Origin of the sequence: Streptomyces venezuelae, from assembly GCF_008642315.1 — a bacterium.
Classification (GTDB): Bacteria; Actinomycetota; Actinomycetes; order Streptomycetales; family Streptomycetaceae; genus Streptomyces; species Streptomyces venezuelae_D.
On the sequence record NZ_CP029192.1, the window covers coordinates 5,933,743 to 5,960,271 of the forward strand.

Here is a 26,529-nt window from a genome sequence, read left to right on the forward strand (position 1 = left end):
CTCCACTGCCACACAGCACCCACCTCGCCTACCTAAAAAGCCATCACACGCTCCACTAGGGAAGGCCAGACGCATCCTCATGGGGAACAACATGTCGTTCATCGGCCGTGACATGGCTGTCGACCTCGGGACCGCCAACACGCTGGTGTACGTCAGGGGTCGGGGGATCGTACTCAACGAGCCGTCCGTCGTCGCGATCAACACCAACACCGGTGGCATTCTCGCGGTCGGCGCAGAAGCGAAGAAGATGATCGGGCGCACGCCCGGCAACATCGTCGCGGTGCGCCCTCTGAAGGACGGCGTGATCGCCGACTTCGAGATCACCGAGCGGATGCTCCGCTACTTCATCCTGAAGATCCACAAGCGGCGCTACCTCGCCCGTCCGCGCGTCGTCGTCTGTGTGCCCTCCGGCATCACGGGCGTCGAGCGCCGCGCCGTCATCGAGGCCTCCTCGCAGGCCGGCGCGCGCCAGGTGCACATCATCGAGGAGCCCATGGCAGCGGCCATCGGCTCCGGCCTCCCGGTCCACGAGGCCACGGGCAACATGGTGGTCGACATCGGCGGCGGCACCACCGAGGTGGCGGTCATCAGCCTCGGCGGAATCGTCACGGCACAGTCGATCCGCGTCGCGGGCGACGAGCTGGACAACGCGATCATCCAGCACATCAAGAAGGAGTACTCCCTCCTCCTCGGCGAGCGCACCGCCGAACAGATCAAGATCACCATCGGTTCGGCGTACGACATGGACGCCGACGAGCACACCGAGATCCGCGGCCGGGACCTGGTCTCCGGGCTGCCCAAGACCGTCGTCATCTCCGCCGCCGAGGTCCGCAAGGCCATCGAGGAGCCGGTCAACGCGATCGTCGACGCGGTCAAGACCACCCTGGACAAGTGCCCGCCCGAGCTGTCGGGTGACGTCATGGACCGCGGCATCGTTCTCACCGGCGGCGGCGCCCTGCTGCGCGGCCTCGACGAGCGGCTGCGCCGGGAGACCGGCATGCCGATCCACATCGCCGAGGACCCGCTGGACAGCGTGGCGCTCGGCTCCGGAAAGTGTGTCGAGGAGTTCGAGGCGTTGCAGCAGGTGCTGGACGCCCAGCCGCGCAGATGATCTGACGCGCGAAGATCCGCCGTACGAGTGCCTGCCGACTCGTGCGGCGGATCGTTGATATAGAGGCAAGACACGCAATTCCCCTAGGGCACGACAATTCCCCAGAACCCCGTGGAACCCGCAGTTCCCACGGAATCCGATTGAGGAAGGCACGCCGCCGCACGTGAGGGACACACGAGAGAGCCGGCTGCTCCTGGTGCTGCTGGTAGCCATCGCGTTCGCTTTGATCACGGTGGACATCCGCGGCGGCGAGGACTCACCGGTCGACGGTGCCCGCCAGGCCGCCGCCACCGTCTTCGGTCCGGTCGAGGAGGGCATGTCCTCCGCCGTCGACCCGATCGGCAACGCCATCGGCGCGGTGCGCGACTCCGGTGAACGCCACAACCGCATCGCCGAACTGGAGCGCCAGAACGCCGCGCTGAAAGCCAGACTCGGCAGCGACGACCGCAACCGCAGCCGCGTACGCCAGCTCGACAGCATGCTGAAGACGGCGGGAGCCGGGCAGTACGGCATCAAGGGCGCCGAGGTCATCGGCATAGGAGCCGCTCAGGGCTTCTCCTGGACCGTCACCATCGACGCGGGGGCAGGCGACGGCATCAAGCGCGACATGACCGTCCTGAACGGCGACGGCCTGGTCGGCCGCGTCACCACGGTCGGCCCCAACACCTCGACCGTTCTGCTCGCCAACGACCCCGACTTCACCGTCGGCACGCGCATGGAGAAGACCGACGAGCTCGGCTTCGCCACCGGACAGGGCGACCGTCCGCTCTCCGTCCAGCTGCTCAACGGCAAGGCCGAGGTGAAGAAGGGCGACCGTCTCGTCACCTTCGGCTCGCGCAAGGACAAGCCGTTCGTGCCGGGCGTACCGGTCGGCGAGATCGTCCGCGTCGACCCGTCGGGCGGCGACCTCACCCGCAACGTCTACGTGAAGCCGTACGTCGGGTTCACCAAGCTCGACATCGTCGGCGTCGTGGTGGAGGCACCCCGTGAGGACCCGCGCGACACGGTCCTGCCGAAGAAGCCCGAAAAGCCCAAGCCGACCCCGACGGTGACCGTCACGGCGACCCCGTCGGGCCGACCGGTGGACGGCGCCGACGCCGGCAACGACGAGCAGTAGGAGACCGGACCCATGCGCTTCAACCGAATCCTGCTGTCCGCCACCCTCGTCGTCGTCGCCCTGGTCGTCCAGGTCAGCGTCCTGGCGCGGCTCCAGCTGCCGGGCGCGGTCCCTGACCTCGTCCTGCTCACCGTCCTCGGCCTCGCCCTGGTCTACGGCCACGTCGGCGGCGCCCTCGTCGGTTTCGGCGCGGGCCTCCTCGCCGACCTGGCGCCGCCCGCCGACCACGCCGCGGGCCGGTACGCGCTGGTGCTCTGCGTCATCGGCTACCTCGCGGGCCTCGCCAAGCCCGACGGCGGCCGGCTCCGCTCCGCCACCGGACCGCTCGTCGTGGTCGTCAGCGCCGCCATCGGATCGACGCTGCTGTACGCGGGCGTCGGCTCCCTCGTCGGCGACACCGCCGCCCGCCATGTGGGCCTGGTCGGGCTGCTGTTCACCGCCGCGCTCTACGACCTGCTGCTCGCCCCGTTCACCGTGCCGCTGATCATCGCGCTGGCCCGGCGCGCCGACAACGACCCGCTGGGGGAGAACTCGCCGGCCAACAAGGCCGCAGACGTCTCCTCCGGCTGGCTCTCGTCCGGCACCGGGCTGCGCATCGGCAACCAGCGCGGCGGCCTGCGGGCGAAGGCGGCCAAGGCCCGCGTGGCCCGCGCCGGACGCATCAAGGGGGTCAAGCGCCTGTGAGTGCCACTCGGCCGGCCCCGCACGCGGCGGCGCCGGCGCACAGCCTGGGCGTGTACACGTACTACCCGTACGCACACTGAGAGGGGGAGGCACCAGTGACCAACATCCCCGAGACCGGACGGACCCCACGCGTCCAGATCCGCCTCGTCATCATCCAGATCCTCGTCGTCTCCCTCCTGCTCACCCTCGGCGGCCGCCTCTGGTACCTCCAGGTCCGCAACGGCGACGAGTACGCCGAGGAGGCCTCGGGCAACCACGTCCAGCAGGTCGTCCAGCCCGCCGTGCGCGGCTCGATCCTGGACGCCCGCGGCGTGCCCATCGCCGACAACGAGACACGCCTCGTCGTCTCCGCGTCCCGCACCGACCTGATGAAGATGAAGGACGACGGCAAGGCGGTCCTCACCAAGCTCGCCGACGTCCTCGACATGAAGCCCGAAGAGGTCGAGGGCAAGGTCCGCCTCTGCGACGCCAAGACGCCGCAGCCCTGCTGGAACGGCTCGCCCTACCAGCCCATCCCGATCACCGACGAGGCGACGCCCAAGCAGGCCCTGCAGATCCGCGAGCGCTCCGAGGACTTCCCCGGCATCACCGCCGAACCCACGGCCGTCCGGCGGTACGCCGCCCCCGGCAAGTCCAACACCGCCCAGGTCCTCGGCTACCTCTCGCCCGTCACGGACGACGAGATCAAGAAGGCCGAGAACACCGACTCGCCGTTCCTCCGCTCGGACATGGTGGGCCGCTCCGGCCTGGAGCGCACGTACGACAAGCAGCTGCGCGGCAAGGCCGGCGTGACCCGCTACGAAGTGGACAACCTCGGCCGCGTCATCGGCGAGGCCGACGCGGACGACGCGCGGCCCGGGGCGAACGTCGTCACCAGCATCGACGCGCGCGTGCAGGCCGTCTCCGAGTACTGGCTGAACGACGCGATGAAGAAGGCCCGCCAGGAGTTCGACAAGAACACCAACGAAAACTACAAGGCGGACGCGGGCGCCGTCGTCGTCATGGAGAACAAGACGGGACGCATCGTCTCCATGGCCTCCAACCCGTCGTACGACCCGAACGCCTGGGTCGGCGGCATCTCCGGCAAGGACTACGCGCGGCTCACCGGCAAGAAGTCCAACTACCCGCTGCTGAACCGCGCCATCCAGGGCCAGGCCGCCCCCGGCTCCATCTTCAAGGTCATCCCCACGACCGCGGCGGTCAACGCGGGCTACGACTTCAACGACCGCTACCCGTGCCCCAGCTCGTACTCCATCGGCGGCCAGACCTTCAAGAACTACGAGTCCAAGGGCCACGGCTCCATCACCCTCGGCCAGGCCCTCGAGGTCTCCTGCGACACCGTCTTCTACAAGCTGTCGCACGACCAGTGGCGCAAGGACGGCGGCAACAAGCCGGTCAAGGACCCCAAGGACTGGTTCTACAAGACCGCCCACCAGTTCGGCCTCGGCAAGGAGACCGGCATCGACCTCCCCAACGAGGTCACAGGACGCGTCCCCGACCGCCAGTGGAAGAAGGACTACTGGAAGGCCAACAAGGACGCCTGGTGCAAGCAGGGCAAGAAGAGCGGCGGCGACTACGCCGAACGCATCGCCTACGAGAACTGCCTCGAAGGCATGAAGATGCGCGCCGGTGACTCCGTCAACTACTCCATCGGCCAGGGCGACACCCTCGTGACGCCCATACAGATGGCCACGATCTACTCCGCCATCGCCAACGGCGGCACCCTGTACGACCCCACCGTCGGCAAGGCGATCGTCAGCGCCGACGGCCGGCAGGTCGAGGAGATCGCGCCCAAGTCGCACGGCAAGCTGCCCTTCGACGCCAAGACGCACAAGGACATAGACGGTGCCCTCGCCGACGTCGCCACGCGCGGCACGGCGGCCTGGCGGTTCCAGGGATGGCCGCAGGACAAGATCCCGATGCACGCCAAGACCGGTACCGCGGAGGTCTACGGCAAGCAGACCACCTCGTGGTTCGCGACGTACACCAAGGACTACACGATCGTCATGACGATCTCCCAGGGCGGTACGGGCTCCGGAGCGTCGGGCCCCGCCGTCCGCCAGATCTACAACGCGATCTACGGCCTGGACGACGAGGGCAAGCAGGACGCGAAGAAGGCCCTCCTGCCCGAGCCGCAGAAGAACCTGCCGAAGATCAAGCCCGACGGCTCCATCGCCTCCCCGAAGATCAAGCCGTACAAGCCCGCGGCCCCCAAGCCGCCGACCGAGCAGCAACTGGCCGGCCCGCCGGCCGAGTGGAGGCGCGACTGATGACCGGCAGCGGCTTCTCCGTCTCCGGGTACGGCCCGGAGCGCTCCGGGGTGTCGCGGCTCATGGCCCGCGACTCGATAGTGCGCCGGCTCGACTGGCCCATGCTGATCGCCGCGATCGCGCTCTCCGGGATCGGCACCGCGCTCGTCTACTCGGCGACCCGCAACCGCACCGAGCTCGTCGGCGACGACCCGTACTCCTTCGCGCTCAAGCACGTCCTGAACACCGGCATCGGCTTCGCCCTGATGATCGGCACCGTCTGGCTGGGTCACCGCACCCTGCGCACGGCCGTGCCGATCCTCTACGGCATCTCCGTCTTCCTGGTCCTGCTCGTCCTCACCCCGCTCGGCGCGACGATCAACGGCGCGCACGCGTGGATCGTGCTCGGCGGCGGCTTCTCGCTCCAGCCCTCCGAGTTCGTGAAGATCACGATCATCCTGGGCATGGCGATGCTGCTCGCCGCCCGCGTCGACGCGGGCGACCGCGACCACCCCGACCACCGCACCGTCCTCCAGGCCCTCGGCCTGGCCGCCGTCCCGATAATGATCGTCCTGCTCATGCCCGACCTCGGCTCGGTCATGGTGATGGCGATGATCGTGCTCGGCGTGCTGCTCGCCTCCGGCGCCTCCAACCGCTGGGTGTTCGGGCTGCTCGGCACGGGCGTCGCCGGTGGCGTCGCCATATGGCAGCTCGGCGTCCTCGACGACTACCAGATCGCGCGCTTCGCGGCCTTCGCCAACCCCGCCCTCGACCCGGCGGGCGTCGGCTACAACACCAACCAGGCGCGCATCGCGATCGGTTCGGGCGGCCTGACCGGCACCGGCCTCTTCAAGGGCTCGCAGACCACCGGACAGTTCGTCCCCGAGCAGCAGACCGACTTCGTCTTCACCGTGGCCGGCGAGGAGCTCGGGTTCGTGGGCGCGGGCGCCATCCTGGTCCTGCTCGGCGTCGTCCTGTGGCGCGCCTGCCGCATCGCCCGCGAGACCACCGAGCTCTACGGCACGATCGTCGCCGCCGGAATCATCGCCTGGTTCGCCTTCCAGTCCTTCGAGAACATCGGGATGACCCTCGGCATCATGCCGGTCGCGGGCCTTCCGCTGCCCTTCGTCTCGTACGGAGGATCATCGATGTTCGCGGTCTGGGTGGCGGTCGGGCTGCTCCAGTCGATCAAGGTGCAACGGCCGATGTCGGCCTAGTCGACGCCGGTGGCGCCGCAGCCATGTTTGCCTTCCGATTTCGCGTCTAGATTCAACTCATGGCGGAGACGAAGCGCGAGATCGAGCGGAAGTACGACGTCACAGCGGGCACGGAGCTGCCGGACCTCACCAGAGTCACCGGGGTCGCGGGCGTCGTCGACAAAGGCACGGCGGACCTGGACGCCGTCTACTGGGACACCCCCGACCAACGGCTCGCCGCGGCCTTCATCACCCTGCGGCGCCGCACCGGCGGCCACGACGCGGGCTGGCACCTGAAACTCCCCGTGTCGCTCGCCGAGGGCGTGCGCGACGAGGTCCACGCGCCGCTCTCGGACACGGTGCCGCGGGCCCTGACCGGTCTCGTGCGCGCCCGGGTGCGCGAGGCCGAACTGGAGCCGCTGCTGCGCCTGGAGACCACTCGGCACGTGCGGCACCTCGTCGACGCCGAGGGCGCCCTGCTCGCCGAGGTCGCCCTCGACACGGTGCACGCCGAGCGGTGCGCCCCCGGCGGGGAGCGCATCGGCTGGTCCGAGCTGGAGGTCGAGCTCGCCGACGACGGCGACCCGCAGCTCCTCGACAAGGTCGACAAGAAGCTCCGCAAAGCGGGCGTCGAACGCTCGATGTGGTCCTCGAAGCTGAGCCGGGCCCTGCGCACGACAGCACCGATGGACGACGAGACCCACCGGACCGACGACGAGGGCACGGGCCACGTCGTCGTCCACCTGGAGGACCACACACCCGTCTCCTCCGGAGACCACGTCCTCGCCCGCCTCCGCACCCAGCGCGACGCCCTCGTCTCGCTCGACCCCGCCGTCCGCCGCGACCTGCCCGACTCCGTGCACCAGATGCGGGTCGCCACGCGGCGGCTGCGCAGCGCCTTCAAGTCGTACCGGAAGGTCCTCGACCGCACGGTCACCGACCCCATCGGCGAAGAACTCAAGTGGCTCGCCGCCGAGCTGGGCGTCGACCGCGACCAGGAAGTCCTCACCGAACGGCTCACCGACCGCATCGGCGCGCTGCCCGGGACCCTCCTCCTCGGGCCGGTCCACGGCCGCCTGCGCATCTGGACCGTCGCCCGCAGCGCGGGCTCGCGGCGCAGGACGGTCGCCGTCCTGGAGAGCAAGCGCTACCTCGCCCTCCTCGACAGCCTCGACGCCCTCCTCGCCGCACCCCCGCTGCGCCCCGCGGCCACCGCGCCGCCCGGGAAGGCGCTCGTCAAGGCGGCCCTCAAGGACTACGCCCGCCTCGCCACCCGCATCGACCACGCCCTGAGCCTGCCCCCGGGCCAGGGCCGCGACGTGGCCCTGCACGAGGCCCGCAAGGCCGCCAAACGCGCCCGGTACGCGGGCGAGGCCGCGACCCCCGCGCTCGGCAAGCCCGCCAAGAAGTTCGCCAAGCGCATGAAGGCCGTGCAGAAGGTGCTCGGCGACCACCAGGACAGCGTCGTCGCGCGCGAGGCCCTGCGCGCCCTGGCCGTCCAGGCGCACCTGGCGGGGGAGTCCGCGTTCACCTGGGGCCTGCTGTACGGCCAGGAGGAGGCAGTGGGCCAGAACCGCGAGCGGGAACTGCCCGAGGTGTGGGCCGAGGCGTCCCGGGCGAAAGTGAGGTCGGCGCTGGGCGGCTGAACGGCGGGGTACGCTTGATGGTCACCCCTGCCAGCTCATGAAGGTCCGCGATGTCTGCCGAATCGGTCTTCCCACAGCTCGAAGCTCTGCTCCCGCATGTGCAGAAGCCCATCCAGTACGTCGGCGGTGAGCTGAACTCCACCGTCAAGCCGTGGGAATCCTGTGACGTCCGCTGGGCGCTCATGTACCCGGACGCGTACGAGGTGGGACTGCCCAACCAGGGCGTCATGATCCTCTACGAGGTCCTCAACGAGCGCGAGGGCGTGCTCGCCGAGCGCACCTACAGCGTGTGGCCCGACCTGGAGGCCCTGATGCGCGAGCATCAGGTCCCCCAGTTCACCGTCGACTCGCACCGCCCCGTCGGTGCCTTCGACGTGTTCGGCCTGAGCTTCTCCACGGAGCTCGGGTACACGAACATGCTGACCGCCCTGGATCTCGCGGGCATCCCGCTGGAGGCCGAGGACCGCACGGTCGAGGACCCGATCGTCCTCGCCGGCGGTCACGCCGCCTTCAACCCCGAGCCGATCGCCGAGTTCATCGACGCCGCGATCATCGGTGACGGCGAGCAGGCCGTGCTCGACATGACGGAGATCATCCGCGCCTGGAAGGCCGAGGGCCGCCCCGGCGGCCGCGACGAGGTCCTCTTCCGCCTCGCCAGGACCGGCTCGGTCTACGTCCCGCGGTTCTACGACGTCGAGTACCTGCCGGACGGCCGCATCGGCCGCGTCGTCCCCAACCGCAGCGGCGTGCCGTGGCGCGTGTCCAAGCACACCGTCATGGACCTCGACGAGTGGCCCTACCCCAAGCAGCCCCTCGTCCCGCTCGCCGAGACCGTCCACGAGCGCATGTCCGTGGAGATCTTCCGCGGCTGCACCCGCGGCTGCCGTTTCTGCCAGGCCGGCATGATCACGCGCCCCGTGCGGGAGCGAAGCATCACCGGCATCGGCGACATGGTCGACAAGGGTCTCAAGGCGACCGGCTTCGAAGAGGTCGGCCTGCTCTCGCTCTCCTCCGCCGACCACAGCGAGATCGCCGACGTGGCCAAGGGCCTCGCCGACCGGTACGAGGAGGACAAGATCGGCCTGTCCCTCCCCTCGACCCGCGTCGACGCCTTCAACGTGGACCTCGCCAACGAGCTGACCAGGAACGGCCGCCGGTCGGGCCTGACCTTCGCCCCCGAGGGCGGCTCCGAGCGCATGCGCAAGGTCATCAACAAGATGGTGTCCGAGGAAGACCTCATCCGCACCGTCTCGACCGCGTACGGCAACGGCTGGCGCCAGGTGAAGCTGTACTTCATGTGCGGCCTGCCCACCGAGACCGACGAGGACGTCCTGCAGATCGCCGACATGGCGACGAAGGTCATCCAGAAGGGCCGCGAGGTCTCCGGCTCCAACGACATCCGCTGCACGGTGTCGATCGGCGGTTTCGTGCCGAAGCCCCACACACCCTTCCAGTGGGCCCCGCAGCTCTCCTCCGAGGAGACGGACGCCCGCCTGGAGAAGCTCCGCGACAAGATCCGCGGCGACAAGAAGTACGGCCGATCGATCGGCTTCCGCTACCACGACGGCAAGCCCGGCATCGTCGAAGGCCTGCTCTCGCGCGGCGACCGCCGCATCGGCGCCGTCATCCGCGCCGTCTACGAAGAGGGCGGCCGCTTCGACGGCTGGCGTGAGCACTTCAGTTATGAGCGCTGGATGCGGTGCGCCGAGAAGACGCTGCCCGAGATGGGCGTCGACGTCGACTGGTACACCACGCGCGAGCGCACCTACGAAGAAGTGCTGCCCTGGGACCACCTGGACTCCGGTCTCGACAAGGACTGGCTCTGGGAGGACTGGCAGGACTCGCTCGACGAGACCGAGGTCGAGGACTGCCGCTGGACCCCGTGCTTCGACTGCGGCGTCTGCCCGCAGATGGACACGCACATCCAGATCGGCCCCACCGGCAAGAAGCTCCTGCCGCTCACCGTCGTGAAGTAGCAAAGACACCTGACAGTGCCTCAACTCGCCCCGCCCACCGGCCTGGTGCACCGCTCCTTCATCGCCGCGATGGAGGAGTTCCGGGCCGAGGGGCGGGGCGGGCCCGACGACGACACGACGCTCGGCACCACCCTGCGCGACTACGGCCCGCGCTGGCGGACCCCGGCGGTCTTCGAGGAGTACGTCGCCGAGGTCCGCGCCGCCGCGCACCCCGCCGCCCCGCACTCCGTCCCCGTCACGACCCTCTGGTACGTCGACGGCGCCGACTACCTCGGCGGGATCGCCGTCCGGCACACCGTCGCCACCCGCTTCCTGCGCGAGTACGGCGGCCACATCGGCTACGACGTCCGCCCCACCGCCCGACGCCGCGGCCACGCCACCGACATGCTCCGCGCCTGCCTCCCGCACGCCGCCGAACTCGGCCTGGAATCCGTCCTGGTGACCTGCGACACCGACAACATCGGCTCGCGCAAGGTCATCGAGGCGGCGGGCGGCACGTTCGAGGACGAGCGGAGCGGGAAACTGCGGTACTGGATCCGAACCGGCGCCGCGCGCGTCTAGGACAACATGGACCTGGAGAAACGGCCTGACCAGCAGGTCGCGCAGCCCGTCGCGCCCGCGCGGCCCGCGACGCCCGTGGCGGCCGCGCAGCCCGAAGGGTGTCTCGCCGTCGCGATCCGCATCCCGGTGCGGATCGTCGTGCTCGTACTCGTCGTCCCCGTACGCCTGTTGTGGGACGCGCTCGCCGTCTGCGGCACCTTCCTCTACCGCAACGCGCTGCGCCCCGCCGGGCGGGCCATCGGCGCGGTACTGACGTTCCTGTGCAAGGCCGTCTTCGTGTGGCCGTGGGTCGGCCTGTGGCGGTACGTGATCGTGCCGGTCGGCAAGGGCCTCGCCTGGCTGGGCCGCGGCCTGTTCGTCGTTCCCGTGATGTGGCTCTACGCGCGCGTACTCACCCCCATCGGCCACGGCATCGCCTGGCTGGGCCGGGTCCTGCTCGTCATCCCCGCATCGTGGCTCTACGCGCGCGTGCTGACGCCGCTCGGACGCGCCCTGTGGGTCGGCATCGGCTGGCTGGGCAAGGCCGTGTTCGTGTGGCCGTGGGTGGGCCTGTGGCGGTACGTGGTCGTGCCGGTCGGCGTGGCGATCGCCTGGCTGGTGCGGACGCTGATCGTGGTGCCGGCCGTCTGGCTGTACACAGCGGTGCTCACGCCGGTCGGCCGCGGCATCACGACGCTGCTCCGCTGGACCCTCGTCGTGCCCCTCGTCGCCCTGTGGCGCTGGGTGCTCGCCCCCGTAGGGAGGGCGATCGCGGTCGTCGCGCGGGAGATCGCCGACGCCTTCGGGCACGCGTGGCGCATCGCCGGGCACATCTCCCTCGTCGTGGGCCGCTTCCTCGGCACACTCCTTCGGTGGATCTTCGTCGAGCCGGTCCGGTGGGCTTACCGCACGGTGCTCACGCCCGTCGGACACGTCATCCGCGACGTGCTGTGGAACCCCGTCGCCGCGGCCGCCCGCAGCGTCGGCCGCACCACGCGACGGGCGCTCGCCTCGGCCAGGGACACCGTCCGCCAGGCGCGGGCCGACGTACGCCGGATGCTGTTCGGAGCGCCGCGCGAGGCGATTCCGGTGGCCCGGCGGGAACCCGACACGCCCGAGACACGTACTCTAGGCAGCAGTACGACCGCACTCATGAAGGACTGACGACACTGGGCAAGCGACAGCCCGTAGGCCCGCCGCCCGCACCCGCGGTGCAGCGCATCCGACTGCGCTACACCAAGCGCGGCCGCCTCCGGTTCACCAGCCACCGTGACTTCCAGCGCGCCTTCGAGCGTGCGCTGCGCCGCGCCGAGGTGCCCATGGCGTACTCGGCGGGGTTCACCCCGCACCCCAAGGTGTCGTACGCCAATGCCGCACCCACCGGCACGGGCAGTGAGGCCGAGTACCTGGAGATCGCGCTCACCGCGCCGCGCGACCCGGACAAGCTCCGCGAGCTCCTCGACGAGTCGATGCCCGCCGGGCTCGACATCGTCGACGCCGTCGAGTCCCGCACCTCGGGACTCGCCGACCGGCTGACGGCCTCCGTCTGGGAGCTGCGCCTGGACGGCGTGGAGCCCGCGACGGCGCAGCGCGCCGCCGAGCAGTTCACGACGGCCGAGAAGGTCGAGGTGCAGCGCCGCACGAAGAACGGCATGCGCACCTTCGACGCACGCGAGGCCGTGGTGAGCCTGAAGACCGTCGACGGCGGACCGCTCGCCGACGACGCTGATAGGCCGAGCGACAAGCCCTGTGCGATACTGCGGCTGGTTGTTCGGCACGTGACACCTGCCGTACGACCTGACGACGTCCTGTCCGGTCTCCGAGCTGTGGCCGACCTGGCGCCGCCGGTCCCCGCAGCGGTGACCAGGCTGGCGCAGGGGCTTTTCGATGAAGAGACCGGCACGGTGACCGACCCGCTCGCGCCCGACCGCGAGGCAGACACGGCCGCTCCACCCACGGCCGCCGTACCTGCCGCCGCGAAGGCGCCGGCGCCGGAAGGCCCCCGGTAGGGACGTACGTCACCGCGCAGCCCTCGTACTCGGGAGCCACCTGGGTCGGGCAGCGCACTGACCGAGACTTTCGCCAGGCCGTCCGCACATGGGCGTACGGAACCGGCGAGACAAGACATAGAGCTCCCGTGCGGCGCCCACGCCCCCGGATGGCGGCCCCGCGCACAGCGCGAGCCGCGACATCACCGGACCAGGCGCGGCGCCCGGGAGCGTGACGGGAGAACCGCCCGCATGCTTGAGCCGAACGAACCCACCGAGGGCTCGGACAACAACACCCCCAGCGACACCCTGCCGCCGCGCCGCAGGCGCCGCGCCGCATCGCGACCGGCGGGCCCGCCGGTCGGCGCCGCCGAAGCCGCGGCTCCGGCCATACCGGCCGCCCCCGCCGCCGAGGAGGCTCCCGCCGCCGCGGCGGCCGAGGAGCCCGCGCAGACGCCCGAGGCCGCCGAGGCCCCCGCCGCGCGCCCGCGCCGCCGTGCCACCCGCCGTGCCTCCGCCCCGGCAGGAGCGCCGCAGGCCGCCGAGGCGACGGAACCCGCCGCCGCGCCCGCCGCCGAGGCAGCGCCCGAGGCCGCCCCGCAGGAGGACACCGCGGAGGCTCCCGCAGCGCGTCCGCGCCGCCGCGCCACCCGTCGGGCCTCCGCGCCCGCCGGCGCGCCGCAGGCCGCCGATGAGACCCCCGCGCAGGCCGAGCCGGTCGCCGAGGAGGACGCGCCCAAGGGGCGTACGCGCCGTCGTGCGAGCCGGGGCGCCTCCGCGCCCGCCGCGGAGCCGCAGACCACCGCCGAAGAGACGGCCGCCGCCGTCGAAGAGGCCCCCGCGCAGGCTCAGCCGGTCGCCGAGGAGGACGCGCCCAAGGGGCGTACGCGCCGCCGCGCGACCCGAGGAGCCTCCGCGCCCGCCGGTGCGCCGCAGACCGCCGAGAAGGAGGTGGCCGCGAAGCTCGCCGAGCAGCCGGCCGCCGCCGAGAAGGCCCCCGCCGAGGAGGCCGCCGCCGACACCGTCGAGGACGACGCGCCCCGCGGCCGTCGCCGTCGCGCCACCCGCAAGGCCGCGGCCACCGGGTTCTCCGCACCGTCCGCGCAGAAGGCCCGCAAGGCCCAGCGCGCCGAGGAGTCCGGCGAGGACGACGGCCGCAAGCCCGCTCGCCCCGCCGTCGCCGTCTTCCAGGCCCCGGTCTTCGCCGAGCCGATGTTCCAGACCCCGGAGCGCGCCGCCGCGGCAGCCGCCGCCGAGGCCGCCGAGGAGACGCCCACCGAGCCCGAGCCCACACCCGCGCCCGTCGCCGAGGAGGAGACGACGCCGCGTCGTCGCCGCCGCCGTCGCGCCGCGGACGAGCAGCCCGCCGCCGAGGAGCGCGAGCCGGTCAGGGCCGCCGCCGTCGAGGAGCAGCCGGCCGAGGAGCCCGACGAGGCCGCCGCCGAGCAGGCCGAATCCGACGACGACTCGGAGGAGTCCGGCGAGCGCCAGGGCCGCCGTCGCCGTCGCGGTGGCCGCCGCCGTCGCCGCGGTGACTCCGCCGACCAGGACAACGAGCAGAACGACGCGTCGGGCGAGTCCGACGACGTCGCCGAGCAGCAGGAGCGCTCCGACGAGGGCGCGTCCGACGACGCCGACGAGTCCGAAGAGGCCGACGACAGCAACGCCGCCGACGAGGCCGCGGAGTCCGGCGGTGCCGGTTCCAGCAGCAGCCGTCGCCGTCGCCGCCGTCGTCGCCGCGCCGGTGACTCCGCCGAGGGCGAGCCGGGCGACGGCGACCCCGAGCGCACGGTCGTCAAGGTCCGCGAGCCCCGCAAGAAGGAGGAGCGCGAGCCCGGCACCGGCGCCGACGAGGTCCAGTCCATCAAGGGCTCGACCCGCCTGGAGGCCAAGAAGCAGCGCCGCCGCGAAGGCCGTGAGCAGGGCCGCCGCCGCGTCCCGATCATCACCGAGGCCGAGTTCCTGGCCCGCCGCGAGGCCGTCGAGCGCGTGATGGTCGTCCGCCAGAACGGCGAGCGCACCCAGATCGGCGTCCTCGAGGACAACGTGCTCGTGGAGCACTACGTCAACAAGGAGCAGGCCACCTCGTACGTCGGCAACGTCTACCTGGGCAAGGTCCAGAACGTGCTGCCGTCCATGGAGGCCGCGTTCATCGACATCGGCAAGGGCCGCAACGCCGTCCTGTACGCCGGTGAGGTCAACTTCGAGGCGCTCGGGATGGCCAACGGCCCCCGCCGCATCGAGTCCGCCCTGAAGTCCGGCCAGTCGGTCCTCGTGCAGGTCACCAAGGACCCGATCGGCCACAAGGGTGCCCGCCTGACCAGCCAGGTCTCGCTGCCCGGTCGCTACCTGGTCTACGTGCCCGAGGGCTCGATGACCGGCATCAGCCGCAAGCTGCCCGACACCGAGCGCGCGCGTCTGAAGACCATCCTCAAGAAGATCGTCCCCGAGGACGCGGGCGTCATCGTGCGCACCGCCGCCGAGGGCGCGAGCGAGGACGAGCTGCGCCGCGACGTCGAGCGTCTGCAGCAGCAGTGGGAGGACATCCAGAAGAAGTCGAAGGCGGCCTCGACGAGCGCGCCCGGCCTCCTGTACGGCGAGCCGGACATGACCGTCCGCGTCGTCCGCGACATCTTCAACGAGGACTTCTCCAAGGTCATCGTCAGCGGTGACGACGCGTGGCAGACCATCCACGGATACGTCTCGCACGTCGCGCCCGACCTGGCGGACCGTCTCTCCAAGTGGACGTCCGAGGTCGACGTCTTCGCGACGTACCGGATCGACGAGCAGCTCGCCAAGGCCCTGGACCGCAAGGTCTGGCTGCCGAGCGGCGGCTCGCTGGTGATCGACAAGACCGAGGCGATGATCGTCGTCGACGTCAACACCGGCAAGTTCACCGGGCAGGGCGGCAACCTCGAAGAGACCGTGACGAGGAACAACCTCGAAGCGGCCGAGGAGATCGTGCGCCAGCTGCGCCTGCGCGACCTGGGCGGCATCGTCGTCATCGACTTCATCGACATGGTCCTGGAGTCGAACAGGGACCTGGTCCTGCGGCGCCTCCTGGAGTGCCTGGGCCGGGACAGGACCAAGCACCAGGTCGCCGAGGTCACCTCGCTCGGCCTGGTCCAGATGACCCGCAAGCGCGTCGGACAGGGCCTCCTGGAGTCCTTCTCCGAGACCTGCGTGCACTGCAACGGCCGCGGCGTCATCGTGCACATGGAGCAGCCCACCTCCACCGGTGGCGGCGGCAAGCGCAAGAAGCGCGGCCGCGGCGGCTCGGACCAGCAGGACCACGGTCACGAGCACACGCACGAGGTGGAGACGGCGGACGCCTCGGCGGAGCCGGAGACCGAGACCGCGGCGGAGGTCGCGGCCGAGGTCGCCGCCCCGGTGGCGCTGCCCGAGCCCGAGTTCGTCGCGGACGAGGAGCTCTACAGCAGCGCGGCCGAGGCCGAGGCCGCCGCGTCGTCCCGCGGCCGTTCGCGGCGGCGCGCCACGCGCCGGGCGTCGGCCCCGGCGGGCGCTCCCCGCGCGGAGACCGCTCCCGCGGAGGAGGCCGAGCAGGCCGACGCTGCCAAGGACGAGGCTCCCAAGGCCGCGAAGAAGTCGGGCAAGAGGGCCAAGGCCGCCGAGAAGGCGGAGCGGGCCGCGAAGGCCGCCGCCAAGGACGCCGAGGTCCCGGTCGTCGAGTCCGACGTCGCCCGTACCGAGGCCCCGGCCGTCGAGGACCCGATGGTGGGCAGCCCCGCGGCCGTCGAGGCGGCACAGGAGGCGCACGCCGAGGCTCCGGCGGCTCCCGAGGCGCCGGTGGAAGACGCCGCGCCGAAGGGACGTACGCGCCGCCGTGCGGTCCGCAAGGCGACGTCGCCCGCGGGTTCGCCGAAGGCCGCCGACCCCGAGTCCGCCGCCACCGAGGTCGTCGTGACGGAGGCCCCGAAGGCGGAGGCCGCCGAGCCGGTCGCCGAGACCGTGACCGAGGCGCCCGTCGCCGACGCCGCGCCGCCGCGTCCGCGTCGCCGCGCGGTGCGCAAGGCCACCGCGCCGACCGCGTCCGCCGAGGCGGCCGTCATGGTCGTCCCTTCGGCGGAGAAGCCTGCCGACCAGGCCGCCGAGAAGGCCGCGACGGAGTCCGAGGCGCCCGCCGAGGAAGCCGCTCCGGCCAAGAAGACGGCACGCAAGACGGCGGCCAAGAAGGCGCCCGCGAAGAAGACGGCCGCGAAGAAGACCGCGGCCAAGAAGACGGCCGCTAAGAAGACGACGGCCAAGAAGGCGACGAAGGCGACGGCGAAGAAGGCCGCGGCGGCGGAGCAGACGCCGTCCGGCGTCTCCGCGAGCGCCGACGAGGCCTGATCTCTTTGCGCACCGGTGCCCCCTGCACGGCGGTCTCCCGCCGGGCAGGGGGCACCGGCGTGTCCGGCAGATGGGTCATTGCACCCCGAAAGTGTGAAGGCGATGCCCCGGCCTTGGAGCGCGAGGGAGTACCTGTAAAACTCATGAGGTCTGATAAGTGAACAGGGGCGTGACCATGCGTTTGGGGAGACGGTGTGTCCGCGTCCGGGGGAGGGATGACTGATGGCGCATGCGCGCCTGCGAGGCACGGGACGACACCGTGCGGTGAAACCGGTGAAGGGCGGCCGCCAGGCGGTGGCGCTGGCCACGGTCCTTTCGGCGGCAGGTATCCAGGCCGCGGGGTCCGTGGGGACCGCGTCGGCCGACGCGGGGTCCACCTGGACGGAAGGGCCGATCTTCAACGATCCGAAGGGCGACGTCGACGCGCAGCACGCGATCCGGTCCCGCCTGATCGAGCTGACGAACTCCGCCGTACCCGGCTCGACGATCAAGGTCGCCGTCTACCACGTGTGGGAGGCCCCGGTCGTCGACGCGCTCGTCGCCGCCAAGAACCGCGGTGTGCACGTGCAGATGCTGCTCGACGAGACCAGCAAGAGCGACCGGCCCACGAACACGTCGTACAACACGCTGAAGACGGCGCTCGGCACGGACAAGACCAAGTCGTCGTTCGTGTCGCTCTGTCCGAAGGGGAAGTCCTGCCTGGGCGACCCGGTGTACGGCAAGTCGATCATGCACAACAAGTTCTGGCTGTTCTCGGAGGTCGAGGGCGCCAAGGACGTCGTCGTGCAGACCACGTCGAACTCGACGCCGTCGGCGCACACCAAGTTCTTCAACGACGCGCTGCTGCTGCCGAACAATCCCGCCATGTACGACGCGTACGCGGACTACTTCACGGACATGCTCGGCAAGCGCTGGGCCGACTGGGACTACCGCACGGTCAGCAGCGGTCGCTACAAGGCGTACTTCTTCCCGCGCAACGGCACGGTCAACGAGACCGACACCATGTACTCGGTCCTGAACAACGTGAAGTGCACGTACAAGGACACCGCTGGCGTGACGCAGCACACCAAGGTCCGCGCCGCGATCTTCAAGATCACGCGCAAGCAGATCGCCGACAAGCTCGTCTCGCTGAAGAAGGCGGGCTGCTCGGTCAGCATCCTGTACGCGGAGACGGACAGCGCCAAGAGCCAGGGCGGCACCCCGGGCACCTGGGAGCAGCTCCACAAGTCGGGCGGCCCCTCGGTGCGCTGCTACAACGACGACAGGGATCCGCTGCACCCCGGCACCCGCCTCACGACGCCGTACATCATCCACTCGAAGTACCTGCTGGTCGACGGCGTGTACGACGGCAAGCGGAACAAGGTCTCCTTCACCGGCTCGCAGAACTACACGGCGCCGGCGCTGCGCGAGAACGACGAGGCGATCGTCAAGATCGACGACGACTCCGTGCACGACACGTACCGCTCGCACTTCGACCGCACGCGGGCCGTGGCGTGGCCGGGCAGCGCGGACAAGACGGACCTGTGCAAGGGCGTCAAGCCGCTGCCGCCGGACGGTGAGAAGCCGGTCGTGTGACCGGGGGTGCGGGGCCGGTTTGACCCTTCAGAGGCGGCCCCGTAACCTTGACCGTCGGCGTGTTCCTATGCACGTCCGCCCCCTGTAAACCTTTTTCCTCTCGTGGCCCCGGCCGTGAGAGAGGCCGCTCCGCTTCTGCGGGCGGCTGGACTGCGGGGGTCCCGTTCCGAGCGAGAGAGAGATCCGCGTGTACGCCATCGTGCGCAGCGGTGGTCGCCAGCACAAGGTTGCTGTCGACGACATCGTTGAGGTTGACAAGATTTCCACTGCCAAGGTTGGCGACACGGTCGAGCTCTCGACCCTGCTCGTTGTCGACGGCGACGCTGTGACCAGCGACCCGTGGGTGCTGGCCGGCATCAAGGTCCAGGCCGAGGTCGTGGACCACCACAAGGGCGCGAAGATCGACATCCTTCGCTACAAGAACAAGACCGGTTACCGCCGTCGTCAGGGTCACCGTCAGCAGTACACGGCGATCAAGATCACCGGTATCCCCACGGCTGCGAAGTAAGGGACTGAGACAAGATGGCACACAAGAAGGGCGCATCGTCCACTCGGAACGGGCGCGATTCCAATGCTCAGCGGCTCGGCGTGAAGCGCTTCGGCGGTCAGGTCGTCAACGCCGGTGAGATCCTGGTCCGCCAGCGCGGCACCCACTTCCACCCGGGCACGGGCGTCGGCCGCGGCAAGGACGACACCCTGTTCGCGCTGGACGCCGGTGCGGTGGAGTTCGGTACCCACCGTGGCCGCAAGGTCGTGAACATCGTTCCGGCCGCCTGAGTCTGTCTTTTCTGACTGATCAGGCGCTCGTCGAGCGAGTTCTGCGAGGGCGGACCTCTCTTCCCGGTGATCGGGAAGCGGGTCCGCCTTTCGCGTGTTAGACGTAAGACATTTCCGTACTTCCCCACCCTTTCGGCCGGGGGAACCCCCAGGAGGCACCCACCATGACCACCTTCGTGGACCGCGTCGAGCTGCACGCCGCCGCGGGTAACGGGGGCCACGGCTGTGCCTCCGTTCACCGTGAGAAGTTCAAGCCGCTCGGCGGTCCCGACGGCGGGAACGGCGGCCGGGGCGGTGACGTGATCCTGGTCGTCGACCAGGACGTCACCACACTCCTCGACTACCACCACAGCCCGCACCGCAAGGCCACCAACGGCCAGCCCGGCGCCGGCGACAACCGCTCCGGCAAGGACGGCCAGGACCTGGTCCTGCCCGTGCCGGACGGCACGGTCGTCCTCGACAAGCAGGGCAACGTCCTCGCGGACCTGGTCGGCGAGGGCACCACCTTCGTCGCGGGCCAGGGCGGCCGCGGCGGCCTCGGCAACGCGGCGCTGGCCTCGGCCCGCCGCAAGGCCCCCGGCTTCGCGCTGCTCGGCGTGCCCGGCGAGGAGCGGGACGTCGTCCTGGAGCTCAAGACCGTCGCCGACGTGGCACTCGTGGGCTACCCGAGCGCCGGCAAGTCCTCGCTGATCTCCGTGCTGAGCGCGGCGAAGCCGAAGATCGCGGACTACCCGTTCACGACGCTCGTCCCCAACCTCGGCGTGGTCACGGCGGGCTCGACCGTCTACACCGTCGCCGACGTGCCCGGCCTCATCCCGGGCGCCAGCCAGGGCCGCGGCCTCGGCCTGGAGTTCCTGCGCCACGTCGAGCGCTGCAGCGTGCTCGTGCACGTGCTGGACACGGCGACCCTGGAGTCCGACCGCGACCCCGTCTCCGACCTCGACGTCATCGAGGCCGAGCTGCGGGAGTACGGCGCGGGCCTGGAGAAGCGGCCGCGCATCGTCGTCCTGAACAAGATCGACGTACCCGACGGACAGGACCTCGCCGACCTGGTCAGGCCCGACCTGGAGGAGCGCGGCTACCGCGTCTTCGAGGTGTCCGCCGTCGCGCACAAGGGCCTCAAGGAGCTCTCCTTCGCCCTCGCCGAGCTCGTCGGCGAGGCGCGTGCCGCGAAGCCGAAGGAGGAGGCGACCCGCATCGTCATCCGTCCCAAGGCCGTGGACGACAGCGGCTTCACGGTCACCCGCGAGGAGGTCGGCGGCGAGCCGCTGTTCCGCGTGCGCGGCGAGAAGCCGGAGCGCTGGGTGCGCCAGACCGACTTCAACAACGACGAGGCCGTCGGCTACCTCGCGGACCGCCTCAGCCGCCTCGGCGTCGAGGAAGAGCTGATGAAGGCCGGCGCCCGCAACGGCGACGGCGTCGCCATCGGCCCCGAGGAGAACGCGGTCGTCTTCGACTGGGAGCCGACGATGATGGCCGGCGCGGAGATGCTCGGCCGCCGCGGCGAGGACCACCGCCTCGAAGCGCCCCGCCCGGCCGCGCAGCGCCGCAGGGACCGCGAGGCGGAGCGGGACGAGGCGCAGAAGGAGTACGACGACTTCAAGCCCTTCTAGTACGTCCCGTACTCCTGCTTGAACCGCCGTAAGGACCACACGAGAGGGGCCCCGGAGCTTGAAAGCTCCGGGGCCCCTCTCGTCTGCGTTCAGAGCGTCACGCGGTGACCGAGTCCTCGGCCCCGTTCGACTCCGACGGGTCCTGCGCCATCTCTTCGGCCGCTTCCTCCGCGACGCGCTGGCCAGGGATGTCCGCGTCGACGCGGGTGGCCATGCGGGCGCGGCGGGCGTCGGCCTGGGCGCTCAGCGCGAGGGCGGCCGCGTTGAAGCGGGCCAGGGAAGGCGGGTCGGAGGGGCCCAGGAGGTGCTCCTTGAGCTCCGCGCGGGCCTCGGCGTGGGAGTCGAGCTCCGGCGCGCGCACGGCCTTCAGAAGGGCAGCCACGCCGTCCGCCTCGGGGGTCAGGATCGTCGCGGCGGACGCCGTCGGGAAGCTCGCGCGGAACTCCGCCTCGGACATGCCCGCCGTATTGGCGACCGCGTACGGCTTCTCGCTGCTCAGCCAGTCCGAGACGACCGAGGAGACGTCGCTGACCAGCAGGTCGGCCTGGTTGAAGCAGGTGAAGATCGCGGGGCGCGCGGTGGTGATGATCTGGTGCTCCCACTCGGGGAACGACGCCCAGAACGCGGCCTCCCACGCGGCCGTCGCCGCCGCCACGGCCGCCTGCTGGCCGCCCTCGGGGGCGCCCTGGAGCATCATGCGCTCCTGTTCGTCCGCGCTCTTGCGGAAGGTCCGCGCGGTCAGCCGGTCCAGGTCCGCGGTGCGGCGCATCAGCTCGGCAGCGGCGTCGGCGCCGGGACGGGCACCGGACCGCTTGGCGTTGGCGGCCAGGATCATCGCCTTGATGCGCTCGTTGGCGGCGCCCGCCGCCGGGTTCTGCGAGCCGGTCATCGGGTGCGGCTTGTAGAGGAGGCGCACGCCCGGGTCGGCAAGGAGCTCACGGACGATGTTCTCGCCGGCCAGGACCACCGAGGTGTTGCCGGGGTTGCCGTCCCAGCCCTCCCAGGTGGGGGCGTACAGCACGGTCGTGTACGCGCCGGTGGGCGCGCCGACGTACGGGCGGATCGGCGACAGCTGCGGACGGCCGACCTCGACGACGTCCTTGTCCTCGACGCCGATGTCCGCGAGCTGGTAGCGGTCGCGGGCCGCGGGGCCCGCCACCCACACCTCGTCGTACGCCTTCGCGTACGGGTTGCAGGAGGAGAGCTTGTCGCTCTCGCCGTGGTTGATGAAGGCGTGCTTGATCGTCGGGATGCGCAGGACCTGCGAGGTCTTCGCGGCGTTCGCCGGGTGCAGCATCATCTTCAGCGTCGACGTCTCCAGGGAGAACATCGTGGCGACCTTCGGGAAGCAGATGATCGGGACGTCCGTCGCGTCGATCTTCTGGACCATGAAGCGCTCGCGCAGCACGATCAGCGGCTTGCCGTCGAGCTCGGAGAGCGTGGAGAGCCACATGTTCGCCTGGTACGCGGACGTGGAGCCGCCGGAGAAGTACATGGCGACGGTCGGCTTGTAGGCCGCGAGCCACTCGTCGAGCCACTCCATGACCTTCTGGTCGTTCTTCGCCCGCTTCTTCGGGAGCAGCCAGGTGGCCAGGTACAGCGCACCCGCGCCGATCAGGACGAGGGAGACGGCGAGCCCGATGCCGCCCCAGTACGCGTCGGTGGTCGCCGCGGTGACCAGCAGGCCGACCGTCGTCGGGACCGAGAAGGTCAGCAGGCGGTGGGCCTGGCGGCGGGAGAGGATCCGCGGCGGGGCGGCCGTCAGGTGCAGCTTCGACGTGTCGATGTTGCGCGTGACGATCGGCAGCGAACGGGTGCGGCGCACCAGCACGGCGACGGCCTGGCAGCAGAAGTGCAGCGCGTAGAAGGTGAGCAGCCCGATCGTCAGCGGCGACTGCTCGGCCAGCGGCTCGATGCCGTCGATGCGCAGCAGGCCGACCAGGATCAGCATGTCGCGCAGGAGCTGGCGCACCGTGACGTCGAAGCGGATCTTGCCAAGGAGGGAGAGGAGGCCCGGCTGCTTGTACTGCAGATAGATGTCGAGCGCGAGGTTCGCGGCGGCCGCGGCGACGAACACCGGGACGTAGGGGATCAGCGCGGTCGCGAGCTGCGTCGCGAACAGCGCGAACATCGCGAACAGCGCTGACAGCTGCACGATGCGTCGGGGGGCGAGTCCGGCAGAGGGCACGGGCTTTGGCTCCTGGCGGGGATGAAGAGGGGATGGGGGAAGTCGACCACTGACCGTATGACGCGCAGTGGCTCCGTAGCAATCTTCCGTGACCTCAATCACCGGATAAAGGGGCAAAGGGACTGAACCTCGGAGGTGATTTTCACCTCTGGGGTCCGGGGTCCGCGCCTTGGAATGGGCAGGCGCCCGGTCGGCGCCCTCACGTAGATTGCAGGTCCGGGACCGCGGGTCCGGGGCATCGGGATCATTTGGGGAAGAGCGTGGCATCGGCAAGGCAGTCAGTGGCAGAGGCCCGGCGGGTCGTCGTCAAGGTCGGGTCGTCGTCCCTGACCACCGCATCGGGGGGCCTGGACGCGGACCGTGTTGACGCCCTCGTCGATGTGCTCGCCAAGAGCCGCGACGGCGGCCTGCGCGAGATCGTGCTCGTCTCCTCCGGCGCCATCGCCGCGGGACTCTCCCCGCTCGGCCTCGTGCGCCGCCCCAAGGACCTCGCCCGCCAGCAGGCCGCGGCCAGCGTCGGCCAGGGCCTGCTCGTGGCCCGCTACACCGCGTCCTTCGCGCGCTACGGCGTACGCGTCGGACAGGTGCTCCTCACCTCCGACGACATGGCCCGCAGGGCCCACCACCGCAACGCCTCGCGCACCCTCGACCAGCTGCTCGCCATGGGCGCGCTGCCCGTCGTGAACGAGAACGACACCGTGGCGACCGACGAGATCCGCTTCGGCGACAACGACCGGCTCGCCGCCCTCGTCGCCCACCTCGTCCACGCCGACCTCCTCGTCCTCCTCTCCGACGTGGACGGCCTCTACGACGGCGACCCCGCGAAGCCCGGCACCTCCCGCATCGACGAGGTCACCGGGCCCGCCGACATGGCGCACGTCGAGATCGGCAGCGCGGGCAAGGCCGGCGTCGGCACCGGCGGCATGGTCACCAAGGTCGAGGCCGCCCGGATCGCCGCCGCCGCGGGCATCCCCGTCGTCCTGACCTCCGCGAGCCACGCGGGGGACGCCCTCGCGGGCCGCGCCACCGGCACGTACTTCCACCGCACGGGCCGCCGCTCCGCCGACCGCCTCCTGTGGCTGCAGCACGCCTCCGAGCCGCGGGGCGCCCTCACCCTGGACGACGGGGCGGTGCGCGCCGTCGTCGAGGGGCGCAAGTCGCTGCTGCCGGCCGGGATCGCCGCCGTCGAGGGGGAGTTCACCGCGGGCGACCCCGTGGAGCTGCGGGACGCCGCGGGGCACGCGGTGGCGCGCGGTCTGGTGAACTTCGACGCCAAGGAGATCCCCATGCTCATCGGGCGCTCCACGCGGGACCTCGCCAAGGAACTCGGACCTGCGTACGAGCGGGAGGTCGTGCACCGGGACGACCTCGTCCTGCTGCCCGGATAGCGCCCGGGAAAGCCCCAGGTCGTGTCCGAGCGCCCGTCCCGCACGCCCCGTGCGCCCCGGCCGAAAACCATCGCGCACGGCCCCCGGCGACCGGCCCGCGGAAGGTGAAACTCCCCAAAACCGCCCCGCGGGACTGCTTGGCCTGCTCAACTTTGTTGAAGACAGTTCTGCACGACCGTTGCGTATCGGCACACCATTGCGTAAGGAGGCCGTCGTGAGACGAGTGCGCCCTGGGGCGGCGTCCCGCGGCTCGGCTGAGCGGGCGCTGACGAGCGTCGCCGCGGGGACGGCGTACGAGAGCGACCCGCACGGGCAACGCACGGCCGACGCGGGCGAGAGCGCGCAGGCCGAGCCGGTGGAGACGCCCCGCCTGTGGCACGTCACGCTGAGCGTCTCGGGCAAGGAAGCGCCGTTGGACGAGGTCAGACGGGGTCTGGAACAGCTCGCCCACGACCATCCCTTTCTGCTGACGAGCAGGTACGCGCCGGACCACGCCGAGATCCGCTACTGGGAGGAGGCCCGCGACCTGCACGACGCCGCCGCGGTCGCCCTGCGCCTGTGGGGCGAGCACCGGCAGAGCGCCCGGCTGCCCCCGTGGGAGATCGTGGGACTCGAAGTGATCGGCCGCGACACATATCACCAACGCATCGCGGAGGGTTACGGACCGTTACCGGCCACCCCCGTCGGCGTGCACCCCTTTTGAGCCGTAGTCCCACGAGCAGCGGCCGGACCGGTCTCGGGGAGTGGAACAGCGGGTGGACGCCCCGCACACGGGGATTACCCTGCGGACATGACGTCGCTCTCTCCCGTCTCGCCCTACGACAACCTCTCGCCGGTCGCCCAGACCGCCTACCGCGCCCGCGGCGCCGCCGCCACGCTCGCCCCGCTGCCGCGCTCCGCCAAGGACGACGCGCTGCTGGCGATCGCCGACGCGCTCGAGGTGCGGACCGCCGAGATCGTCGAGGCCAACGGCAAGGACACGGAGCGCGCCCGCGAGGCCGGCACCAGCGAGTCCATCGTCGACCGGCTCACCCTCACCCCGGAGCGGGTCCGCGCCATCGCCGCCGACGTGCGCGACGTGGCCGCCCTGCCCGACCCGGTCGGCGAGGTCGTCCGCGGCTCGACGCTCCCCAACGGCATCGACCTGCGCCAGGTCCGCGTCCCGCTCGGCGTCGTCGGGATCATCTACGAGGCCAGGCCCAACGTCACCGTGGACGCGGCGGCCCTCTGCCTCAAGTCCGGCAACGCCGTGCTGCTCCGCGGCTCGTCCTCGGCGTACGCGTCGAACACGGCCCTCGTGCGCGTCCTGCGCGACGCGGTGCACGGCGCCGGACTGCCCGCCGACGCCGTCCAGCTCGTCCCGGGCGAGAACCGCGACTCCGTCCGCGAGCTCATGCGGGCCCGCGGCCTCGTCGACGTCCTCATCCCGCGCGGCGGCGCCTCGCTGATCAAGACGGTCGTCGAGGAGTCCACCGTCCCCGTCATCGAGACCGGCACCGGCAACTGCCACGTCTACGTGGACGCCGCGGCCGACATCGACATGGCCGTCGACATCCTGATCAACTCCAAGGCGCAGCGCCCCAGCGTCTGCAACGCCGCCGAGACCCTGCTCGTGCACCAGGACATCGCCGACGCGTTCCTGCCGCGCGCCCTGGACGCCCTCGCCGAGGCCGGCGTCACCGTCCACGCCGACGAGCGCGCCATCACGTACGCGGAGGGCAGCAAGGCCACCGTCGTCCCCGCGACCACCGAGGACTGGGAGACCGAGTACCTCTCGTACGACATCGCGGCCGCCGTCGTCGACACGCTGGAGCAGGCCGTCGAGCACATCCGGCTGTGGACCTCTGGGCACACCGAGGCCATCGTCACCACCTCGCAGCAGGCCGCCCGCCGCTTCACGCAGCTCGTCGACTCCACCACGGTCGCCGTGAACGCCTCGACGCGCTTCACCGACGGCGGCCAGTTCGGCTTCGGCGCCGAGATCGGCATCTCCACCCAGAAGCTGCACGCGCGCGGCCCGATGGGCCTGCCCGAGCTGACCTCCACCAAGTACATCGTCACGGGCGACGGTCACATCCGCTGAATTCCCCTTTGCCCTGCCCAAATTGACCGTTCCAGGTCTAGGCTGGAG

The 26,529-nt window shown here is 71.0% G+C and carries 19 protein-coding genes; 18 read left to right on the top strand and 1 reads right to left on the bottom strand.

Going from position 1 to position 26,529, the window contains the following annotated elements; all coding sequences use genetic code 11:
* Window positions 1-91: 91 nt before the first annotated feature.
* From DEJ48_RS25995 to obgE, 15 genes are all read left to right on the top strand, one after another.
* Window positions 92-1,111: a rod shape-determining protein gene (locus DEJ48_RS25995; RefSeq protein ID WP_030362602.1), complete on the top strand. Its 1,020-nt coding sequence runs from the start codon at window positions 92-94 to the stop codon at window positions 1,109-1,111.
* 163 nt (window positions 1,112-1,274) lie between these two features.
* On the top strand, window positions 1,275-2,228 hold the full coding sequence (mreC, locus tag DEJ48_RS26000) for a rod shape-determining protein MreC (protein WP_150218670.1): 954 nt from the start codon (window positions 1,275-1,277) through the stop codon (window positions 2,226-2,228).
* Window positions 2,229-2,240: 12 nt separating this feature from the next.
* On the top strand, window positions 2,241-2,912 hold the full coding sequence (mreD, locus tag DEJ48_RS26005) for a rod shape-determining protein MreD (protein ID WP_150218671.1): 672 nt from the start codon (window positions 2,241-2,243) through the stop codon (window positions 2,910-2,912).
* 95 nt (window positions 2,913-3,007) lie between these two features.
* Entirely contained in the window at window positions 3,008-5,182 is a 2,175-nt protein-coding gene (gene mrdA, locus DEJ48_RS26010; RefSeq protein ID WP_150218672.1) for a penicillin-binding protein 2, read from the top strand.
* A complete protein-coding gene (rodA, locus tag DEJ48_RS26015; protein WP_150218673.1) occupies window positions 5,182-6,378 on the top strand; it encodes a rod shape-determining protein RodA in 1,197 nt (398 codons plus the stop codon). Before mrdA ends, rodA begins: the two co-directional genes overlap by 1 nt.
* A 59-nt stretch (window positions 6,379-6,437) precedes the next feature.
* Window positions 6,438-8,003: a CYTH and CHAD domain-containing protein gene (locus tag DEJ48_RS26020; RefSeq protein ID WP_150218674.1), complete on the top strand. Its 1,566-nt coding sequence runs from the start codon at window positions 6,438-6,440 to the stop codon at window positions 8,001-8,003.
* Window positions 8,004-8,053: 50 nt separating this feature from the next.
* Window positions 8,054-9,979, top strand: a complete 1,926-nt coding sequence (locus DEJ48_RS26025) for a TIGR03960 family B12-binding radical SAM protein (protein ID WP_150218675.1) — start codon at window positions 8,054-8,056, stop codon at window positions 9,977-9,979.
* A 15-nt stretch (window positions 9,980-9,994) separates the two neighbouring features.
* The gene (locus DEJ48_RS26030) at window positions 9,995-10,540 is read left to right on the top strand and encodes a GNAT family N-acetyltransferase (protein WP_190537587.1); all 546 of its coding nucleotides are present in this window, start codon (window positions 9,995-9,997) and stop codon (window positions 10,538-10,540) included.
* A gap of 6 nt (window positions 10,541-10,546) precedes the next feature.
* Entirely contained in the window at window positions 10,547-11,683 is a 1,137-nt protein-coding gene (locus DEJ48_RS26035; RefSeq protein ID WP_223832205.1) for a hypothetical protein, read from the top strand.
* A 47-nt stretch (window positions 11,684-11,730) separates the two neighbouring features.
* Window positions 11,731-12,528 carry a TIGR03936 family radical SAM-associated protein gene (locus DEJ48_RS26040; protein ID WP_150218676.1) on the top strand — a complete coding sequence of 266 codons (798 nt, stop codon included), beginning with the start codon at window positions 11,731-11,733 and terminating at the stop codon, window positions 12,526-12,528.
* 231 nt (window positions 12,529-12,759) lie between these two features.
* Window positions 12,760-16,857 carry a ribonuclease E/G gene (locus tag DEJ48_RS26045; RefSeq protein WP_150218677.1) on the top strand — a complete coding sequence of 1,366 codons (4,098 nt, stop codon included), beginning with the start codon at window positions 12,760-12,762 and terminating at the stop codon, window positions 16,855-16,857.
* 222 nt (window positions 16,858-17,079) lie between these two features.
* The gene (locus DEJ48_RS26050) at window positions 17,080-18,432 is read left to right on the top strand and encodes a phospholipase D-like domain-containing protein (protein ID WP_150218678.1); all 1,353 of its coding nucleotides are present in this window, start codon (window positions 17,080-17,082) and stop codon (window positions 18,430-18,432) included.
* A 187-nt stretch (window positions 18,433-18,619) separates the two neighbouring features.
* Window positions 18,620-18,940: a 50S ribosomal protein L21 gene (rplU, locus tag DEJ48_RS26055; protein ID WP_055566950.1), complete on the top strand. Its 321-nt coding sequence runs from the start codon at window positions 18,620-18,622 to the stop codon at window positions 18,938-18,940.
* A gap of 14 nt (window positions 18,941-18,954) precedes the next feature.
* Window positions 18,955-19,209, top strand: a complete 255-nt coding sequence (gene rpmA / locus DEJ48_RS26060) for a 50S ribosomal protein L27 (protein WP_150218679.1) — start codon at window positions 18,955-18,957, stop codon at window positions 19,207-19,209.
* A gap of 164 nt (window positions 19,210-19,373) precedes the next feature.
* The gene (obgE, locus tag DEJ48_RS26065) at window positions 19,374-20,822 is read left to right on the top strand and encodes a GTPase ObgE (protein ID WP_150218680.1); all 1,449 of its coding nucleotides are present in this window, start codon (window positions 19,374-19,376) and stop codon (window positions 20,820-20,822) included.
* A 97-nt stretch (window positions 20,823-20,919) separates the two neighbouring features.
* Here the strand turns inward: obgE and DEJ48_RS26070 are convergent, their stop codons facing one another.
* Window positions 20,920-23,010, bottom strand: a complete 2,091-nt coding sequence (locus DEJ48_RS26070) for a hypothetical protein (RefSeq protein WP_150218681.1) — start codon at window positions 23,008-23,010, stop codon at window positions 20,920-20,922.
* A 281-nt stretch (window positions 23,011-23,291) separates the two neighbouring features.
* Between DEJ48_RS26070 and proB the strand changes: the two genes are divergently transcribed.
* The 3 genes from proB (at window position 23,292) to DEJ48_RS26085 (ending at window position 26,481) form a co-directional block, all read left to right on the top strand.
* Window positions 23,292-24,398, top strand: coding sequence for a glutamate 5-kinase (gene proB / locus DEJ48_RS26075; RefSeq protein ID WP_150218682.1), 1,107 nt, complete (start codon window positions 23,292-23,294; stop codon window positions 24,396-24,398).
* 214 nt (window positions 24,399-24,612) lie between these two features.
* The gene (locus tag DEJ48_RS26080) at window positions 24,613-25,101 is read left to right on the top strand and encodes a hypothetical protein (RefSeq protein WP_190537589.1); all 489 of its coding nucleotides are present in this window, start codon (window positions 24,613-24,615) and stop codon (window positions 25,099-25,101) included.
* Between the two features lie 87 nt (window positions 25,102-25,188).
* A complete protein-coding gene (locus DEJ48_RS26085) occupies window positions 25,189-26,481 on the top strand; it encodes a glutamate-5-semialdehyde dehydrogenase (RefSeq protein ID WP_150218683.1) in 1,293 nt (430 codons plus the stop codon).
* Window positions 26,482-26,529: the final 48 nt, after the last annotated feature.

Coding starts and splice junctions, on each gene's coding strand:
- DEJ48_RS26045 (WP_150218677.1), top strand. CDS start 12,760: ATGCTTGAGCCGAACGAACCCACCGAGGGCTCGGACAACAACACCCCC.
- DEJ48_RS26025 (WP_150218675.1), top strand. CDS start 8,054: ATGTCTGCCGAATCGGTCTTCCCACAGCTCGAAGCTCTGCTCCCGCAT.
- obgE (WP_150218680.1), top strand. CDS start 19,374: ATGACCACCTTCGTGGACCGCGTCGAGCTGCACGCCGCCGCGGGTAAC.
- DEJ48_RS26035 (WP_223832205.1), top strand. CDS start 10,547: ATGGACCTGGAGAAACGGCCTGACCAGCAGGTCGCGCAGCCCGTCGCG.
- mreD (WP_150218671.1), top strand. CDS start 2,241: ATGCGCTTCAACCGAATCCTGCTGTCCGCCACCCTCGTCGTCGTCGCC.
- rpmA (WP_150218679.1), top strand. CDS start 18,955: ATGGCACACAAGAAGGGCGCATCGTCCACTCGGAACGGGCGCGATTCC.
- rodA (WP_150218673.1), top strand. CDS start 5,182: ATGACCGGCAGCGGCTTCTCCGTCTCCGGGTACGGCCCGGAGCGCTCC.
- DEJ48_RS25995 (WP_030362602.1), top strand. CDS start 92: ATGTCGTTCATCGGCCGTGACATGGCTGTCGACCTCGGGACCGCCAAC.
- DEJ48_RS26050 (WP_150218678.1), top strand. CDS start 17,080: ATGGCGCATGCGCGCCTGCGAGGCACGGGACGACACCGTGCGGTGAAA.
- DEJ48_RS26085 (WP_150218683.1), top strand. CDS start 25,189: ATGACGTCGCTCTCTCCCGTCTCGCCCTACGACAACCTCTCGCCGGTC.
- DEJ48_RS26020 (WP_150218674.1), top strand. CDS start 6,438: ATGGCGGAGACGAAGCGCGAGATCGAGCGGAAGTACGACGTCACAGCG.